The following is a 17,300-nucleotide window of genomic DNA, read 5'->3' as shown; positions in this document are numbered from 1 at the left end:
AAGGGGGTCGGCAGCGCCGGCCCCCTTCGCTCCCGGACCGCTGGCCGGGTGTTTGGATGAAGTCCTAGTGCTTGGTGAGGGCGCCGGCCACCAGGAAGGCCATTTCGAGTGACTGCATATGGTTCAGACGGGGATCGCAGACGGACTCGTAGCGGTCCAGGAAGGCGTCCTGGTCAATCGGGTCCGCGCCGCCCAGGCACTCGGCCACATCGTCGCCGGTCATCTCGACATGCAACCCGCCCGGTACCGTCCCAAGGCCATGGTGCACCTCGAAGAAGCCGCGCACTTCGTCGATGACGTCGTCGAAGTTGCGCGTCTTGTAGCCGTTGGGCGACGTGACTGTGTTGCCGTGCATGGGATCAGTGACCCAGAGTACCTGGGCTCCTGAGGCAGTGACCTTTTCGACGACGGCCGGCAGCTTCTCCCGGATGTTGCCGGCGCCCATGCGCGTGATGAAGGTAAGGCGCCCCGGCTCGCGCTCCGGGTCCAGCTTGTCGATCAGGCGCAGGGCATCATCCCCGGTGGTGGAAGGGCCAAGCTTGACGCCGATGGGGTTTCGAACCCGTGAAAGGAAATCGACGTGGGCGTGGTCCAGTTCCCGGGTGCGCTCCCCGATCCACAGGAAGTGCGCGGAGGTGTCGTACGGGAAGCCAGTACGGGAGTCGATGCGCGTCAGGGCACGTTCGTAGTCCAGCAGCAGTGCCTCATGGCTGGCGAAGAACTCGACGCGCTTCAGGGCTTCAAAATCTGCGCCGCAGGAATCCATGAACTTGATGGCCCGGTCGATGTCACGGGCAAGTGACTCGTAACGCGCGTGGGCCGGGTTCTCCGTGAAGCCCTTGTTCCACTGGTGCACGGACCGCAGGTCGGCGAAACCGCCCTGGGTGAAGGCTCGGATGAGGTTCAGCGTGGAAGCGGAGGTGTGGTAGGCGCGCAGCATCCGGGAAGCGTCGTGGCCCCTCGACTCAGGCGTGAAGTCGTACCCGTTGACAATGTCGCCGCGGTACGCGGGCAAGGTTACGCCGTCCCGGGTTTCTTCGTTGGAGGAACGGGGCTTGGCGAACTGGCCGGCCATGCGGCCCATCTTGATGACGGGCATCGCAGCACCGTAGGTCAGGACTACGGCCATCTGGAGGATCGTCTTGACGCGGGCGCTGATCTTGTCAGCTGTGGCGGCGTCGAAGGTTTCGGCGCAGTCGCCGCCCTGGAGCAGGAATGCCTTGCCCTGGGCGGCGGCGGCCAGCCGCTCGCGCAGCACATCCACTTCACCTGCGAACACCAGGGGCGGAAGGACTGACAGTTCCTTCACGGAAGCCTCAAAAACGTCCTGGTCCTGCCAGCTGGGCTGCTGGGAGATGGGAAGGTCCCGCCAGTTGTCCAGTCCCGGATAGTTGGCGGCTCCGCTCTGTGCGGTGCTGGACAGCGAAAAGGCAGGTTTTGCAGATAGCTCAGTCACCCTCTAAGACTAGCGGCAGGGCGGCAGCGGCGGGCACCGGCCCGTCACGCTCCACGCTCCCGCCGTCACAACCATGGCGGCGGGCAGGAAGTGCCGCTATCCGGCGGCTGTTGTCCCGGCGTCGTCGTCTCCAACCGTGCGCGCGGACGCCGGGCTGCCGTTGGCCGCAGCCTCGTCCTGCACGAACTCGCCCTGGGAGGACACCGGGGCCGCGAGGGGTTCCGCCGCAGCCTGCGGTTCCCCGGGTTTGCCGGCGAGCCGAAGCTTCACCACGGCCGCGTATTCATCCACGTATTCCTGCCCCGAAAGGCGCATCAGCCGGGCCATGATCTCGTCAGTGACCTTGCGCTGGACCGCCCCGTCCCCGGCCTGGTCCCGGTACTGGCTGAAGTCGAGGGGCTCGCCGAAGATCATCCCGATCCTGCGGATGTTGGGCAGCCGCTTGCCAATGGGCTGGACCTTGTCGGTCCCGATCATGGCAACGGGAATAACGGGCACACCGGCCTGCAGCGCCAGCCTGGCCACGCCCACTTTTCCGCGGTACAGCCGCCCGTCCGGGCTTCGGGTGCCTTCCGGGTAGATGCCGAGCAGGCCCCCGGCGTTGAGCACTTCCATGCCCGCGTTCAGCGACGCGGCTGAGGCGGCGCCACCGGAGCGGTCCATGGGGAGCTGGTTGGTAAGGCGGAAGAAGGCCGCCGTCAGCCTGCCCTTGATACCCGTGCCGGTGAAGTACTCCGCCTTCGCCAGGAAGACCACGGGCCGGCGGACCATAAGCGGCATGAAGATCGAATCGGAAAACGACAGGTGGTTGGAGGCGATGATGGCCGCCCCTTGCGCCGGAATATTGTCCAGGCCTTTGACCCACGGCCGAAAAAGCAACTTGATCACCGGACCGAGGAAGATCCTCTTCATGACCCAATAGAACACGTGGTGAACCTCTCCGGAAGGCAGCCCCCAGGCCCGGCATCGGGCGTGGCCAGCGAATCAATGCAACCCTACTCTAGTGAGAATTGACTGGAACAGTGACACGATGGACTCATGACCGAAAGCAGCACTGCGCCCCGTCCTGCCGCTTTCAACCATCCGGGCCACGGAGCCAATGCCCGCATAGGGGTGGCTATCTGCCACGGGTTCACGGGCAGCCCGCTGAGCATCATGCCGTGGGCGCAGCACCTGGCGGACCTGGGGTATGCCGTCTCGGTCCCCCTGTTGCCCGGGCACGGGACCGACTGGCGGCAACTCGCCGCCACGGGCTGGAAAGACTGGTACGGGGCCTACGAGAAGGCATTCCTTGATCTGGCCGGGCGGACGGAGTCCTGCTTCACCGCCGGCCTCTCCATGGGCGGGGCCATCGCGCTGCTGGCGGCAGCACGCCACCCGGCGGCAGGGGTGAGCGTGGTCAATCCGGGCCTGAGCTTCTACGACCGGAGGGTCCGGATCATTGCATTGCTCAAATACCTCCAGCGCACCACCGTCCCGGTCCAGGAGGACCAGACCAACGCGCCGGCAACCAACGATGGCGATTACTCGCTGACTCCACTGGCCGCGGTTCACGAATTGAAGAAGCTGTTCGCCGCCACGGTGCGGAGCCTGCCCCGGGTGGACGCTCCCGTCCAGGTCTTCAAGTCCCGCACCGATGCCGTGGTTCCACCCACGTCCCTTGCGCTCCTTCGAAAGGGGCTGGGCACAAGGATCACCGAAGTGGTGGACCTTGCCGGCAGCGGGCATGTGGCTACTCTGGACGTTGACGCGCCCGCCATCTTTGCCAGGTCGGGGGAATTCGTCGACGCCCACGCCCACCGCACCACCATATTGGAGACGCCATGACGTCCGGCCCTGACCACAGCCCGTTCAGCAGCGCCTTCAGCGGCGAAGGCCACCGCGCCGGCGTGGTCCTTTCCCATGGGTTCACGGGAAGCCCGCACAGCCTTCGTGCCTGGGCGACTGCATTCGCGGGGGCCGGTTTCGCCGTCCGGATGCCGTTGCTGCCCGGCCATGGAACCACATGGCAGGATCTTGCCCGCACGCGGTGGCAGCAGTGGCACGGCGCCCTGGATGCTGCGTTCCTGGAACTTGATGGCGAGTGCGACCACGTCTTCGCGGCCGGACTCAGCATGGGCGGGGCCCTGGCCCTCCGCATCGCCGCTACCCGCCCCGTCGCCGGAGTGGTCCTGGTGAATCCCGGACTGGTGATCGACGATCCCCGGGCGCCGCTGGCAGGAATCCTCAAGCTGGTCCTGAGAAGCACGCCTTCGATCGGCAACGACATCCTGAAAGCCGGCATGGATGAAGGCGCCTACGCGCGCACTCCCGTAGCGGCCGCCCACGAGCTGAACAAAATGTTCAAGGACACAGTCCGGCTCCTTCCCAGGGTCACGGCGCCCGTCCAGGTGTACCGTTCTGCCGTGGACCATGTGGTGTCCGATTCCAGCATGGCCGCCCTGCGGCGCGGGCTGGCAAACGCCCCCCTTGAGGTTGTCCGGCTCGAAAACAGCTACCACGTGGCTACCCTGGACAACGATGCAGACCAGATCTTTGAGGGATCGGTGGAGTTTGTCCGGAGGGTGCTGCGGGACATGCCCGGCGCCCCGACGGGAAGCGGACAGGAGGTCCGCAGTGAACAGGCCTGACTCCGAACAGCCGGACCCGGGTGCCAACCAGGACGACGCCGTGTGGCTGGACCTGGTGGCGCGGCTGGAATCCGACACGGTGGCGATCCGCCCGGATCCACCGGCGGCCGGTCAACAGCGGTCCCCCGCCAACGCCGCGGAGGCCCCCGAAACAACCGGGCCGCCATCCTTCCGGGATTTCGATCCCCTGGGCCTCGCGGGGATGCCGCCGACGGAAATGTCCGCGGCTGACCGCCAGGCGGAGACACACCGCGGGCGGGAAACCGGAGACGGGGGCCAGTCCACTGACCGTCCAAGGGACTATGAACTGGACGACGACGGCGAAGAGTTCGTGCCGGAGGAGCCGCCCAGCCTCGCCGGCACCGCCCCCCTGACCATGCTCGCCTGGCTCGGGGCCGTGGGGGGACCGGTGGCGCTGTTGCTGTCCGCCATGTTTTGGCGTTCGGCACCCGTGCTGGCCATTATCGGCATCGTTGCCGTGTTCGTCCTCGGCGCGGTGTACCTGATCATGAAACTGCCCCAGGAAAAGAACGGGGATGACGACGGCGCACGGGTCTAGCAGGCCAGCCCCCTGTCCGCCGCCGTCACCTGCGGACGCGGCTGCTGACGCGTGAAAGGTCGGCAGCGCCGATAAGGCCGGCGTTGGGACCCAGTGCCGCGAGCTCAATCCCTGCAGCCGGGCGGAAGCCACGGCCGGTCAGGTTCCTGGCAAACGCCTTGCGGGCCGGCTCCACCAGCAGGTCCCCGGCTGAGCAGAGACCGCCGCCGATAACGAACAGACCCGGATCAAGGGCCGCAGCCAGGTTGGCCAGGCCAAGCCCAAGCCATTCGCCGACCTCTTCGATCAGTTCCCGGGAGGCACGGTCGCCGGCCAGGGCGAGTTCGGTCACGATCGCCCCCGTGATGGCTTCCGGGTGTCCATCCACCGCAGCCAGGAGGTCCTGCGCCACGGGCGAGTTGGACCGGGCCAGGAGCCTGGCTTCCCGGCCCAGGGCGTTGCCGGAGGCATACTGCTCCCAGCATCCGCGGTTGCCGCATTCGCACCGGTGGCCGCCCGGCATGATGATCTGGTGGCCGAACTCCCCCGCCACTCCGAACCGGCCGCGCTCCACCCTGCCGTCCATCACCATGGCGCCGCCGATTCCGGTGCCCAGCGTTATGCAGACGAGCCGGTCCTCTCCCTGCCCCGCGCCGAAGCGCCATTCGGCCCAGGCTGCGGCATCGGCGTCGTTTGTCAGGAGCACGGGACGGCGGAGCAGCCGCTGGAGGTTTTCACGCAGCGGTTCGTTGCGCCATGCCAGGTGCGGGCTGAACAGAACGGTTCCCCCGGCAAGGTCCATCCAGCCGGCAGCGCCGATGCCGACGGACCAGATGCGGTGCCCTTGACCCAGTTCCTCCACCAGCTCGACAATGACCTGCTCCACCGCACGGGGGTCCGTTCCCGGGGTGGACCGGCGTGCCTCGCTGAGGATGCGGCCCTCGGCGTCCACCACGCCCGCTGCCACCTTGGTTCCCCCGATGTCTATCCCGATCGCGAGGCCCTTGCGGCCCAGGCGGAGGTGGCCGCCGCCGCCCCCATGAAGCTGGCCGGCGCGGTAGGTGGCCGGACGGAGGCGCCAGGGGGCGGGTCTTTTCAGGGGGCCGGCCTGATCGCCGGACAAGGCTCCGTACATAGTGCACCATTCTAGGCGCGGAGCTGAATTGTCTTGACATATGCGGCCTGCCGGCGCGGGCATTGACGGCTAAGTTACTCGTCAGTAGGTTTATGTACTGCACTGTTCCATCAGGGGTATTAGTCTTTAGGCAACCCCCTGCGCGGGACTTCAGATATCAAAGGAGCTATAGTGCGCGAATTCAGTGTTCCGCCCTTGGTCGTTGTCCCGCCTGAGACGAACATCACCGACCTGGTGCTGCGGCAGGCGGCCAAGCCCAGCGATCCGGCACTGTTTTCACGCCTGGATTCTGCGGGCTCCTGGCGCAACGTGCCGGCCACCGAGTTCCTGGCAGACGTCAAAGCCCTGGCCAAGGGTCTGATCGCCAGCGGAGTAGGGGCCGGGGACCGCGTCGGCATCATGTCCCGGACCCGGTATGAGTGGTCCCTGGTGGACTTCTCCATCTGGTTCGCAGGTGCCGTTTCCGTTCCCATCTACGAGACGTCCTCCCCCTCCCAGGTCGCATGGAACCTGGGCGATTCCGGCGCGGTCGCCGCCTTCGCCGAGTCTGCCCACCACGAGAACGTGATCCGCCAGGCCGTCACTGCCGAGGGGCTCGCTGCTGTGCAGCATGTGTGGCAACTCGAAGGCCAGGGTCTGGACAGCCTAAGGGAGGCCGGCCGCCACGTCAGCGACGCAGAACTTGAGTCCCGCCGCAGCGCAGCAGGCCTGCATGACGTGGCCACCATCATCTACACCTCCGGAACCACGGGGCGTCCCAAGGGCTGCGAACTGACCCACGGCAACTTCGTTGAACTCTCGGACAACGCCTTGGCCATCATCGGCGAAATCGTCCACGAGAAGGCCAAGACCATCATGTTCCTGCCGCTGGCCCACGTGTTTGCCCGCTTCATTTCGGTGCTTGCCATGGCCGCCGGCACCACCGTGGCCCACACCCCCGACATCAAGAACCTCCTGGGCGATCTGCAGAGCTACGAGCCGACATTCATCCTCGCCGTGCCAAGGGTTTTCGAAAAGGTCTACAACTCCGCCCTGACCAAAGCCGAGGACGGCGGCAAGGGCGCCATCTTCCATCGGGCAGCCGAAACGGCCATCGCCTTCTCCAGGGCCCGGCAGGAAGGTCGCGTGGGCCTGGGCCTGAAACTCCGGCACGCGCTGTTCGACAGGCTGGTTTACGGGAAACTGCGGGCCGCCATGGGCGGACAGGTCGCCCACGCGGTTTCCGGCGGCGGCCCCCTGGGCGAGCGCTTGGGGCACTTCTTCCAGGGTATTGGAATCCAGGTGCTGGAAGGCTACGGCCTGACGGAGACCACGGCGCCCATTACGGTCAACACCCCGCAGCGGATCAAGATCGGTTCCGTAGGCAAGCCGCTTCCCGGCAATGCCGTAAAGATCGCCGACGACGGTGAGATCCTGGCCAAGGGGGTCTGCGTCATGCGGGGCTACTACGGGCGGGACGACCTCACTGCTGAGGCATTCACCGACGGCTGGTTCCATACGGGGGACATCGGACAACTGGATGAGGAGGGTTTCCTTCGGATTACGGGCCGGAAGAAGGAAATCATTGTCACCGCCGGCGGCAAGAACGTCATTCCGGCTTTGCTTGAAGACCAGATCCGCGCCGACGCCCTGGTATCCCAGGTCCTCGTAGTGGGCGACAACCGGCCCTTTATCGGAGCCCTCGTGACCCTGGACCAGGAGGCATTGCCGGGCTGGCTCCAGCGCCACGGCCTTCCGACAGACACCACACTGGAACAGGCCGCGCAGAACCCTGTGGTCAAGGCAGCAGTGCAGGACCTCATCACGGCGGCCAACACCTCGGTCTCCCAGGCCGAAGCCATCAAGTCCTTCCGCATCGTCCCTGCCGACTTCACGGAAGCATCCGGCCACCTGACCCCCTCCATGAAGGTGAAGCGGGCCCAGGTGATGAAGGACTTCGAAACCGTCATCGAAGAGATGTACTCCGCCCCGCGTCCCTGATACGGCACAACAACGAAAGAGTCCCCCCGTCACGGGAGGACCCTTTCGTTGCGTCTGAACTTCTTACTGCTCGATGACCAGTAGCAGGTCTCCGCCCTGGACCTGCTCGACGGCGGAGATGGCGAGGCGGGAGACCTTGCCGCCAACCGGCGTCGTAATTGATGCTTCCATCTTCATGGCCTCGATGGTTGCCACAGTGTCTCCGGCCTTGACGGTGTCACCCGGCTTGACGGTGACCGTGACGGCACCGGCGAACGGTGCGGCCACCTGGCCGGGCTGGGCCGGGTCGGCCTTCTCGGCGGCCTTTACGTTGCTGACCACGGAGCGGTCGCGGACCACCACGGGCCGGGACTGGCCGTTCAGGGTGCACATGACCGTCCGCATGCCCTTTTCGTCCGGTTCCGAGACAGCTTCCAGGGAGGCGATGAGGCGGACGCCGCGCTCGAGCTGGATCTCGTGCTCGGTGCCACGTTGGAGGCCGTAAAGGTAGTCACGCGTGTCAAGCACGGAAATGTTGCCGTACGTCTCCACGCTCTTCAGGTAGTCCCTGGTGGGTCCCTCAAAGAGGAGGCGGTTCAGCGTGTGCTGGCGGGTCTTCGAGTCGGACTTCAACGCCGCGCTGTCCTCGGCGCTGAGTTCGACGTCGCGCACCTTCACGCTCCTGCCCTGCAGGGCCTTGGTGCGGAAGGGCTCGGGCCAGCCTCCGGGAGGATCACCGAGTTCGCCGGACAGGAAACCAATCACGGAGTCGGGGATGTCGTAGTTCTGGGGGTTGGCTTCGAAATCCGCGGGATCGGCGTTGAGGCCCACCAGGTGCAGGGCGAGGTCGCCCACCACCTTGGAGGACGGGGTCACCTTCACCAGGTGGCCCAGGATGCGGTCGGCCGCCGTGTACATGTCCTCGATCGCCTCGAACCGCTCGCCCAGGCCGAGGGCCATGGCCTGCTGGCGCAGGTTGGACAGCTGGCCGCCCGGGATCTCGTGCTTGTACACACGCCCGGTGGGGCCGGGCAGCCCGGACTCGAACGGCGCGTAGACGCGGCGGACGGCTTCCCAGTACGGCTCAAGCGAACTGACGGCGTCCAGGCTGAGGCCGGTATCCCGGGGTGTGTGGGCCAGGGCCGCAACAAGGGCCGACGCCGAGACCTGGCTGGTGGTGCCGGCCAGTGATGCCGCTGCGACGTCCACGGCGTCCACGCCGGCGTCTACAGCTGCCAGCAGGGTGGCCAGCTGGCCGCCGGCGGTGTCGTGGGTGTGCAGGTGGACGGGAAGGTCGAAGCGTTCGCGCAGGGCCGCAACCAGCTTCGCGGCGGCAGCGGGCCGCAGCAGCCCCGCCATGTCCTTGATGGCCAGGATGTGGGCTCCGGCGTCGACAATCTTCTGGGCCAGGCCGAGGTAGTAGTCCAGGGTGTAGAGCTTCTCCTCGGGGTCCAGCATGTCGCCCGTGTAGCAGAGGGCAACCTCGGCAACGGCGGTGCCCGTGGCCCGGACCGCGCGGATGGCCGGCGCCATCTGGCTGACGTCGTTCAGCGCGTCGAAGATCCGGAAGATGTCGATGCCGGTGGCCGCTGCCTCGTTGACGAACGCTTCGGTCACCTCTTCGGGGTACGGCGTGTAGCCGACCGTGTTGCGGCCGCGCAGCAGCATCTGGATGCAGACGTTCGGCATGGCCTTGCGAAGGGCAGCCAGCCTGTCCCAGGGGTCTTCGCCCAGGAAGCGCAGTGCGACATCGTAAGTGGCACCGCCCCATGCTTCTACGGACAGGAGTTCGGGCAGCAGGGCCGTAACGGCGGGGCCGGCGGCAACCAGGTCCCGGGTGCGGACGCGGGTGGCCAGGAGGGACTGGTGTGCGTCGCGGAAGGTGGTGTCGGTGACGGCGACGGGGGTCTGTTCACGCAGTGCCTTCGCGAACCCTTCCGGGCCCAGCTCAAGGAGCTTCTGGCGTGACCCCGGGGCCGCTTGCTTGTCCTTGACGTCGGGAAGCTTGTGGGCAGGGTCCGAGTGGACGGTCAGTTCGCCATTGGGCTTGTTGACGGTGACGTCGGCCAGCCAGGTCAGGAGCTTGGTGCCGCGGTCCGCCGAGACCCGGGCCTTGAGCAGTTCCGGGCGCTGGTCGATGAAGTTAGTGGCAACATCCCCGGCGATGAAGTCCGGGTCATCCAACACGGCCTGCAGGAAGGGGATGTTGGTGGAGACGCCGCGGATGCGGAACTCAGCCAACGCACGGCGGGCGCGGGCAACCGCCGCGGGGTAGTCCCTGCCGCGGCAGGTGAGCTTGACCAGCATCGAATCGAAGTGCGGGCTGATCTCGGCTCCGGAGTAGACGGTGCCGCCGTCCAGCCGGACGCCGGCGCCGCCGGCGGAGCGGTATCCAGTGATCTTTCCAACGTCGGGCCGGAAGCCGTTGGCGGGATCCTCAGTGGTGATCCGGCTCTGCAAGGCGGCCCCGCGAAGCCTGACGGTGTCCTGGGAGAGGCCGAGGTCCGCAAGGGTCTCGCCCGAGGCGATCCGCATCTGGGCCTGGACCAGGTCCACGTCGGTGACTTCCTCGGTCACTGTGTGCTCCACCTGGATACGGGGGTTCATTTCGATGAAGACGTGCTGGCCTGCCCGCTCCCCCTCGGTGTCCACCAGGAACTCGACAGTACCGGCGTTCACGTACTTCAAGGCCTGGGCAAACTTCACCGCGTCACGGTAGAGCGCCTGGCGGATGCTGTCGTCCAGGTTGGGGGCAGGGGCGATCTCAATGACCTTTTGGTGCCGCCGCTGGATGGAACAGTCACGTTCGAAGAGGTGCACGACGTTGCCCTCTGCATCCGCGAGGATCTGTACTTCGATGTGCCGCGGACGGAGAACTGCCTGTTCCAGGAACATGGTGGGGTCCCCGAACGCAGCATCTGCCTCGCGCATGGCTGATTTCAGGGCTTCGGGGAGGGCCTCGCGGGTATCTACGCGGCGCATGCCCCGGCCGCCGCCGCCGGCCACGGCCTTGGCGAAGATGGGGAAGCCGATCTCATCGGCCGCAGCCAGGAGCTCATCCAGGTCCTTGGACGGTTCACTTGACTTCAGGACGGGAACGCCGGCTTCCCGGGCGGCTTTCAGCGCAGCCACCTTGTTGCCGGCCAGCTCCAGCACCTCGGCGGGCGGACCCACGAAAGTGATGCCCGCTTCCTTTGCGGCACGGGCCAGTTCAGGATTCTCGGAGAGGAACCCGTATCCCGGGTAGATGGCGTCCGCGCCGGATTCCTTCGCGACGCGTACCACCTCTGCCACGTCCAGGTAAGCCCGGACCGGATGGCCTTCCTCGCCAATCAGGTAGGCCTCGTCCGCTTTCTGGCGATGGATGGAGTTTCGGTCCTCTTGGGGAAAAACGGCAACGGTCTTGGCGCCCAGCTCGTAGCCGGCGCGGAAGGCCCTGATCGCGATTTCGCCGCGGTTGGCCACCAGAATTTTGGAAAACATGCTTCTCCTGCATCATTGCGGGGTGGATCGAATGAGTGGTCACAGTGTCTAGGACCTGCAAGGACAAAAACAAATCTTTGTGGCAACGGTCACAGATTTCCCCGTCATGTCCCGAACGCTTTCAGCCTGGCTGGCGGAAACCGCCCCGGCACCATAGTCGGTGCCATGCCGACGCCCGATAAAGCAGGATTCGCCGACGCATCAACATATGATGTGTAGGGCGGCAGGACCGTCCGGCTTCGGCTCTGCCGAGGCAAACATTACCCCCAACACGGCATCCGGCGTTAGGTTTTGGTCTCTCAAGTGCAAGTAGTCAGCATCAGCAGCCTCAAGGGTGGAGTCGGCAAGACTTCCGTCACCACAGGACTGGCGTCTGCGGCGCTGGCCGCGGGAGTCCGGACACTGGTGGTGGACCTTGACCCGCACGCCGACGCCACCACCGCCCTCGGCGTACAGCCGGGCGACCAGCTGGATATTGGCAGGATGCTCAAGAGCCCGCGCCGGGCGAAACTGGCCGAAAACGTGGTCCGCAGCAGCTGGGCCGACCGCACCCCGCCAAACGGATCCGGGCCCGCGGTCCTTGATGTGGCCGTTGGCTCGGCATACACCGGCATCTATGACCGGCCCGATCTCGGCCGCCGGGACCTCCGCCGGCTTTCCTCCGTGCTGGCCGGCGCGGACGATTACCAGCTTGTCCTCATCGACTGCCCGCCCTCCCTCAACGGCCTCACGCGCATGGCATGGGCCGCCAGCGACAAGGTTGCCCTGGTTGCCGAGCCGGGCCTGTTCTCGGTTGCCGGCACTGAACGCACCATGCGGGCCATCCAGCTGTTCAAACAGGAGTTCGCACCGAACCTGTCGCCGGCAGGAATCGTGGCCAACCGGGTGCGGAGCGGCTCCTCCGAGCACACGTACCGGCTCGCCGAGATGGAGTCCATGTTTGGCGAACTCCTGTTGAGCCCCCGTATTCCCGAACAGGCCAACTGGCAGCAGATCCAGGGCGCCGCGCACCCGGTCCACCACTGGCCGGGGGACTCGGCAAAATCCACGGCCGGCCTGTTCGATGACCTTCTGTCCAACCTTATGGCCGCCGGCAGCGGACTGCGCAGCCGCGTCCGCTGACCTCCCCTCCTGTCCGCCTGCGCGGCCAGGCACAGAACCAAGACAAAGAGCCAAAACAGTCAGGGCCGCCCTCCAAGTGGAGGGCGGCCCTGATCGGCTAATTACTGAAGCGCGGTCAGCTGATCTTCCGCGCTGCCCGGCGCTTGCTCAGTTCGTCGTCGGGAAAGGACTGTTCGGCGGCGTGTTCGCTGGGCAGGGACGCAAGGCTGCCTTCCACCTCGCGCCATACCCGTCCCACAGCGATTCCGAAGACGCCCTGGCCGCCCTGCACCAGGTCGATAACCTCGTCGGCGGAAGTGCACTCATAGACGCTGGCGCCGTCGCTCATCAGCGTGATCTGCGCCAGGTCCTCAACGCCGCGCTCCCGCAGGTGCTCCACGGCGGTGCGGATCTGCTGGAGGGACACGCCGGTGTCCAGGAGCCGCTTGACCACCTTGAGCACCAGGATGTCGCGGAAACCGTAGAGCCGCTGGGACCCGGATCCGGCCGCACCGCGGACCGCCGGTTCAACGAGGCCGGTGCGGGCCCAGTAATCGAGCTGGCGGTAGGTGATTCCGGCAGCCTTGCAGGCGGTGGGCCCACGGTAGCCGGCATCTTCGTCCAGTACGGGAAGGTCCTCGGTAAACAGGAGGCCCTGGGCACCACTTACGGGCACAGCAACACCAGCCGTGGGCTGCTTTAGCCCTCCTGCTTCGCCTTTGGGACTCACCTGGATCCTCCTTGTCGTACGCTCCCTTGGCACTGATACGGCGGCCTTGGCATGAAGACCATGCGTGTAATTTTTCCGCGGGGCGCACTTTCCAGTGTGACTTGCGGGGCTGCCGTAAGCAAGGGAACTTGATACTTCGACGTTAGGCCCGGCGGGTCCCGAGGTCAAAGACCTTCGGGGCTTGGAAGAGGCGTGTCGAAACTTTCAGCCTTAACTTTAACCTTAACGTGACCTTAGCCGTCGAAATCCTCGGGTTCGACGTCGTCGAGGAACTCGCGGAAGCGGCGCAGTTCGCGTTCCTCATCCACGGTGGGGCCCGGCTCGGCGTCCTCCCCCTCGTCATGTTCGGTGATCCGGACGCCCGCCTCATCCATGACGGAGTCTGCGCACCAGATCCGGCATTTGGCGCGCAGCGCAACCGCAAGGGCGTCCGAGGCCCGTGAGCTCACCGTGGTTCCGTTTTCAAATTGCAGCTGCCCGTAGAAGATGTTGTCCTCCACGGCGACAATGTTGACGCTGACCACGGAGTGGCCCAGGGACTCTACGACGTCCACCAGGAGGTCGTGGGTCATGGGCCGGGGCGGGACCACGCCCTGCTGGGCCAGGGCGATGGCGCTGGCTTCCGGGGTGCCGATCCAGATGGGGACGTGGCGTTCGCCGTGCATTTCCTTGAGCAGGACCAGCGGTTGGTTGGAAGGCAATTCGATGCGAACGCCTACTATCTCGACTTCGATCATCAGATGTCCATGCGTGAGATGTGGTCCTGCACCAGGGCCCGGTGCAGGGTGAGGCAGAGGTCGCTGATCTCTCGGGCGGCCTCGGCGGCCCGCGCCTGTGATGCCGAATCCTTGCGGGATGCAAGCGGTGCGACTGCACGTTCCACCAAGCCGAATTCCCGTTCGGCAGCTGCCTGGAACGGCCGCAGGTGGCGGGGTTCCAGGCCGTGGCTTTCCAGCTGGACGCAGGCGCGGGCAACCTGGAGGGCATGCTCGTCGAACTGGCCGTTGCTGTGGCTGATGAGGCCGAAGCTCAGGAGTGACTGCAGCAGGGGCACGCTGGCGCCCGACTCGGTGCGCAGCTGTTCCTCTGTCAGTTTGCGCCCACGGTTCTGCAGCTCGGCAGCCAGTTCGTCGGAGACGATGCGCGGGGAAACCACGACGCCGGGCGGCAGGTTCTCCGGCCGCTCTCCCCTGTCGATGGCGTCGAGGTAGTCCTTGATGACTTTCAGGGGAAGATACTGATCCCGCTGCAGGGCCAGCACGAAGCGCAGCCGCTCGACGTCGCCGTCGGAATACTGGCGGTAGCCGGCAGGGGTGCGCCTGGGGTTGATGAGCCCCTTTTCCTCAAGGAACCGGATCTTCGACGCAGTCATGCCCGGGAAGTCGGCACTCAGCTGGGCGAGGACTTCGCCAATGTTCAGGACCTGGGGGCCCCGGCGTTCCGGTTGTGCCATTGCCACAGGCAGCGGTCCCCGGGTCAGCTGCGGCCTGCAGCCGTGGCAGGGCTCAGGTAGAAGGTGAGGCGGAACTTGCCGATCTGGACTTCGCTGCCGGACTTCAGCTCAACACGGTCCACCCGGTCATGGTTGACATAAGTGCCGTTGAGGCTGTTCTTGTCCACCACTTCGAAGCTGCGCGCGGTACGCCGGAACTCCACGTGGCGGCGGGACACCGTGACGTCGTCCAGGAAGATGTCCGCGTCCGGGTGGCGGCCTGCGGTGGTCACGTCCGAGTCCAGAAGGAACCGGGCGCCGGCGTTCGGGCCGCTGTGCGCCACGAGCAGCGCCGAGCCTGCCGGCAGCGCCTCAACCGAGTTGCGCTCTTCCGAGGACAGCCTGGGGGCGATGGTGGGTTCGTCGGTGACGGGGGTGAGATGGATCGAGGTGGTCTCCGACGCCCTAGCCGCACCCGTGCCGTAATCCCCATCGGCAGGGTTGTGTCTGTGGCCAGCCATGGACTCCTCCTCCTAGACGTTGCGGAAATCCAACCCGCAACCAACGTTTGCTCTCCGGCCCTGACCGGCAGGTCCGGCGCCGGCACCCGATCCGGGCCTGACGTGCGGAGACGCCTTGCCTGCGGCGCGGGGCCGGACCGGAATTACCGGTTAGCTTTAGCCTACCTGTTGTTCGTACTCCGATGCACTGAGCAGGGACTCAACAGCATCGGGTTCGGCGAGTTTGACCTCGATGAGCCAGCCGTCTCCGTAGGGATCCGTGTTGATCAGGGCCGAATCGGTGTCCAGGGAGTCGTTGCGGGCCACGACTTCGCCGGAAACGGGGGCATAGATGTCGCTCACGCTCTTGGTGGACTCCACCTCGCCCACCACTTCGTTTGCCGTAATCTTCGTGCCGACTTCGGGCATCTGGGCGTAAACGACATCTCCAAGGGCATCCTGGGCAAAGTCGGTGATTCCCACGCGGACCACGCCGTCGGCATTCGGGGCGGTGACCCACTCATGTTCGGCGGTGTAGGACAGGTCTTCGGGAATGTTGCTCATGGGGGGCCTTTCATCGGGGTACACGCCAAATGTCAAAAGGGGCCCGCAAACGGGCCGCCGCTGAAAGTATAGGCACAACTGCGGGGGCGGGGACGGGCCCTTCTGACAAGATGGGAGCCATGAGTGCAAGCACCGGTGCGGCATCCTTGGGACCGTTGGCGAAGCAGGGCGGCTAGGCCATGCCCGAACTCCCTGAAGTAGCCGGCCTGGCCTCGTTCCTTGACGAGCAGCTGCGGGGCTGTGTGGTCACGAAACTGCAGATCGTCTCCTTCGCAGTGCTCAAGACGGCAGACCCTCCCTTCAACGCGATCGAGGGCCGCACCGTGTCCGGCGTCCGCCGGTTCGGAAAGTTCATCAGCATCGATACGGACGGCATTTCCCTGGTGTTCCATCTTGCGCGCGCCGGCTGGGTGCGGTTCACGGACTCCCCCTCCGAGAGCCAGCTCCGGATGGGCAAGGGACTCATCGCGGTCCGCTGCGCTTTCTCCGGGCCGGAGGGGCTGCGCGGCCTGGACCTGACGGAGGCTGGCACCAAGAAGAGCCTGGCCGTCTATGTGGTGCGGGACCCGCAGGAGGTGCCGGGCATCGCCACGCTGGGCCCGGATCCCTTTACCGAAGCCTTCGACGCCGACATGCTGGCGGAGATCCTCGCCGGCAGTCCCCAGCAGATCAAGGGACTCCTGCGCAGCCAGAGCGTCATCGCCGGCATCGGGAACGCCTACAGCGACGAAATCCTGCACGCCGCAAAGATCTCGCCCTTCGCCATCGCGAAATCGCTGGACCGGGAGACAGTGCAGGTGCTGTACGACGCGATCCACAGCGTGCTGGGTGAAGCGCTGGCAGAGGCGGCGGGCAAGCCACCCAAGGACCTTAAAGACGTCAAACGCAGCCACATGCGGGTCCATGCCCGGACGGGAGAGGCCTGCCCCGTATGCGGCGATACCGTGCGGGAAGTTTCGTTCGCGGACACGGCACTGCAGTACTGCCCCACCTGCCAGACAAAAGGCAAAATCCTGGCGGACAGGAGGACGTCGAAGTTCCTGAAGTAAGGAAGATGCAGCGGCAACTGCGACAGCGCCGCGGATGATTGGATCACGATTCGGGACTTCTGGACCTGCCCGCGCAGGCCCCCGGAGCGTAGCGTCTTGACCAAGTTCCGCAAGTCTCAATCAGCACCAAGGGGTCACAATGCGCCGGACTCGACCCGCCGTCCTCGTAATGGCCTTAGCCCTCACCCTCGGCAATGGTCTTGGGGGCGCTGCCCTGGGACCGACCATGGGGGCCGCATCAGCGGCGGCTGCCCAGTGGAACGTTCGCGCGTCGATGGTTGTCGAACAGGCTGGCGACGACGAGATTGCCGAGCATTATCTGCAGCTCGGCGGCAGCGCATCATTCCTTGGAACAGCAGTCGGCAGCGCGTACGACATCGCCGGCGGTCGCGCCCAGGAATTCGAACGCGGCACCATCTACTGGAGCCCCGGCACCGGCGCCCACGAACTGCACGGCGAAATCCGGAGGAACTACCTCGCACTCGGCGGCCCCGCCGGCTTCCTGGGCTTCCCCCTCACCGACGAAACCGCCACCCCCGGCGCCCCCGGCCGCTACAACGACTTCGCACGCGGCACCATCTACTGGAGCCCCGGCACCGGCGCCCACGAACTGCACGGCGAAATCCGCAGGAACTACCTCGCACTCGGCGGCCCCGCCGGCTTCCTGGGCTTCCCCCTCACCGACGAAACCGCCACCCCCGGCGCCCCCGGCCGCTACAACGA

Annotated in this window: 16 protein-coding genes; 7 read left to right on the top strand and 9 right to left on the bottom strand. The window is 66.0% G+C overall.

Annotated elements, in window-relative coordinates; all coding sequences use genetic code 11:
• Nucleotides 1-64 precede the first annotated feature (64 nt).
• Both J2X98_RS16510 and J2X98_RS16505 read right to left on the bottom strand, forming a co-directional pair.
• On the bottom strand, nt 65-1,456 hold the full coding sequence (locus tag J2X98_RS16510) for a class II 3-deoxy-7-phosphoheptulonate synthase (protein WP_141940860.1): 1,392 nt from the start codon (nt 1,454-1,456) through the stop codon (nt 65-67).
• Between the two features lie 96 nt (nt 1,457-1,552).
• The gene (locus tag J2X98_RS16505) at nt 1,553-2,383 is read right to left on the bottom strand and encodes a lysophospholipid acyltransferase family protein (RefSeq protein WP_307310300.1); all 831 of its coding nucleotides are present in this window, start codon (nt 2,381-2,383) and stop codon (nt 1,553-1,555) included.
• A gap of 111 nt (nt 2,384-2,494) precedes the next feature.
• Between J2X98_RS16505 and J2X98_RS16500 the strand changes: the two genes are divergently transcribed.
• Genes J2X98_RS16500 through J2X98_RS16490 form a run of 3 tightly spaced genes read left to right on the top strand, consistent with a single transcriptional unit; the run spans nt 2,495 to nt 4,645 of the window.
• Entirely contained in the window at nt 2,495-3,283 is a 789-nt protein-coding gene (locus tag J2X98_RS16500) for an alpha/beta hydrolase (RefSeq protein ID WP_307310297.1), read from the top strand.
• Nucleotides 3,280-4,086, top strand: coding sequence for an alpha/beta hydrolase (locus J2X98_RS16495; RefSeq protein WP_141940857.1), 807 nt, complete (start codon nt 3,280-3,282; stop codon nt 4,084-4,086). The genes J2X98_RS16500 and J2X98_RS16495 overlap by 4 nt, the downstream gene beginning before the upstream one ends.
• Nucleotides 4,073-4,645: a hypothetical protein gene (locus J2X98_RS16490; RefSeq protein WP_307310295.1), complete on the top strand. Its 573-nt coding sequence runs from the start codon at nt 4,073-4,075 to the stop codon at nt 4,643-4,645. The genes J2X98_RS16495 and J2X98_RS16490 overlap by 14 nt, the downstream gene beginning before the upstream one ends.
• A 25-nt stretch (nt 4,646-4,670) precedes the next feature.
• Here J2X98_RS16490 and J2X98_RS16485 read toward each other — a convergent pair whose 3' ends face one another.
• Nucleotides 4,671-5,759, bottom strand: coding sequence for an ROK family glucokinase (locus tag J2X98_RS16485; protein ID WP_307310293.1), 1,089 nt, complete (start codon nt 5,757-5,759; stop codon nt 4,671-4,673).
• A gap of 171 nt (nt 5,760-5,930) precedes the next feature.
• Here J2X98_RS16485 and J2X98_RS16480 point away from each other — a divergent pair, with 171 nt between their 5' ends.
• Complete coding sequence (locus tag J2X98_RS16480) at nt 5,931-7,739, top strand: AMP-dependent synthetase/ligase (RefSeq protein ID WP_307310291.1); 1,809 nt, start codon at nt 5,931-5,933, stop codon at nt 7,737-7,739.
• A gap of 63 nt (nt 7,740-7,802) precedes the next feature.
• On the opposite strand, the gene J2X98_RS16475 is transcribed toward J2X98_RS16480, so the two are convergent.
• The gene (locus J2X98_RS16475) at nt 7,803-11,201 is read right to left on the bottom strand and encodes a pyruvate carboxylase (protein ID WP_307310287.1); all 3,399 of its coding nucleotides are present in this window, start codon (nt 11,199-11,201) and stop codon (nt 7,803-7,805) included.
• Nucleotides 11,202-11,504: 303 nt separating this feature from the next.
• Between J2X98_RS16475 and J2X98_RS16470 the strand changes: the two genes are divergently transcribed.
• Nucleotides 11,505-12,323 (top strand): ParA family protein, encoded by an 819-nt coding sequence (locus J2X98_RS16470; protein WP_141940853.1) that lies wholly within the window; start codon nt 11,505-11,507, stop codon nt 12,321-12,323.
• 115 nt (nt 12,324-12,438) lie between these two features.
• On the opposite strand, the gene J2X98_RS16465 is transcribed toward J2X98_RS16470, so the two are convergent.
• From J2X98_RS16465 to gcvH, 5 genes are all read right to left on the bottom strand, one after another.
• Nucleotides 12,439-13,032 (bottom strand): MerR family transcriptional regulator, encoded by a 594-nt coding sequence (locus tag J2X98_RS16465; RefSeq protein ID WP_018763528.1) that lies wholly within the window; start codon nt 13,030-13,032, stop codon nt 12,439-12,441.
• A 233-nt stretch (nt 13,033-13,265) separates the two neighbouring features.
• Nucleotides 13,266-13,769 carry a bifunctional nuclease family protein gene (locus tag J2X98_RS16460; RefSeq protein WP_056331728.1) on the bottom strand — a complete coding sequence of 168 codons (504 nt, stop codon included), beginning with the start codon at nt 13,767-13,769 and terminating at the stop codon, nt 13,266-13,268.
• Nucleotides 13,769-14,485, bottom strand: a complete 717-nt coding sequence (gene ftsR, locus J2X98_RS16455; RefSeq protein ID WP_141940852.1) for a transcriptional regulator FtsR — start codon at nt 14,483-14,485, stop codon at nt 13,769-13,771. The genes J2X98_RS16460 and ftsR overlap by 1 nt, the downstream gene beginning before the upstream one ends.
• Nucleotides 14,486-14,508: 23 nt before the next feature.
• On the bottom strand, nt 14,509-14,985 hold the full coding sequence (locus J2X98_RS16450) for an FHA domain-containing protein (protein ID WP_141940851.1): 477 nt from the start codon (nt 14,983-14,985) through the stop codon (nt 14,509-14,511).
• A gap of 156 nt (nt 14,986-15,141) precedes the next feature.
• Nucleotides 15,142-15,528 (bottom strand): glycine cleavage system protein GcvH, encoded by a 387-nt coding sequence (gene gcvH, locus J2X98_RS16445; protein ID WP_141940850.1) that lies wholly within the window; start codon nt 15,526-15,528, stop codon nt 15,142-15,144.
• A 179-nt stretch (nt 15,529-15,707) separates the two neighbouring features.
• Here gcvH and J2X98_RS16440 point away from each other — a divergent pair, with 179 nt between their 5' ends.
• Entirely contained in the window at nt 15,708-16,577 is an 870-nt protein-coding gene (locus J2X98_RS16440; protein ID WP_307310279.1) for an Fpg/Nei family DNA glycosylase, read from the top strand.
• Between the two features lie 139 nt (nt 16,578-16,716).
• Nucleotides 16,717-17,300 (top strand): LGFP repeat-containing protein (locus J2X98_RS16435; RefSeq protein ID WP_307310276.1); only part of this gene is annotated, 584 nt, incomplete at its 3' end.

This window comes from Pseudarthrobacter enclensis (assembly GCF_030811655.1).
GTDB lineage: Bacteria > Actinomycetota > Actinomycetes > Actinomycetales > Micrococcaceae > Arthrobacter > Arthrobacter enclensis_A.
Note: the sequence above shows the minus strand (reverse complement) of the source record. Positions and strands in the feature narration are given on the sequence as shown.

Coding starts and splice junctions, on each gene's coding strand:
- ftsR (WP_141940852.1), bottom strand. CDS start 14,485: ATGGCACAACCGGAACGCCGGGGCCCCCAGGTCCTGAACATTGGCGAA.
- J2X98_RS16500 (WP_307310297.1), top strand. CDS start 2,495: ATGACCGAAAGCAGCACTGCGCCCCGTCCTGCCGCTTTCAACCATCCG.
- J2X98_RS16495 (WP_141940857.1), top strand. CDS start 3,280: ATGACGTCCGGCCCTGACCACAGCCCGTTCAGCAGCGCCTTCAGCGGC.
- gcvH (WP_141940850.1), bottom strand. CDS start 15,528: ATGAGCAACATTCCCGAAGACCTGTCCTACACCGCCGAACATGAGTGG.
- J2X98_RS16460 (WP_056331728.1), bottom strand. CDS start 13,769: ATGATCGAAGTCGAGATAGTAGGCGTTCGCATCGAATTGCCTTCCAAC.
- J2X98_RS16485 (WP_307310293.1), bottom strand. CDS start 5,759: ATGTACGGAGCCTTGTCCGGCGATCAGGCCGGCCCCCTGAAAAGACCC.
- J2X98_RS16440 (WP_307310279.1), top strand. CDS start 15,708: ATGCCCGAACTCCCTGAAGTAGCCGGCCTGGCCTCGTTCCTTGACGAG.
- J2X98_RS16475 (WP_307310287.1), bottom strand. CDS start 11,201: ATGTTTTCCAAAATTCTGGTGGCCAACCGCGGCGAAATCGCGATCAGG.
- J2X98_RS16450 (WP_141940851.1), bottom strand. CDS start 14,985: ATGGCTGGCCACAGACACAACCCTGCCGATGGGGATTACGGCACGGGT.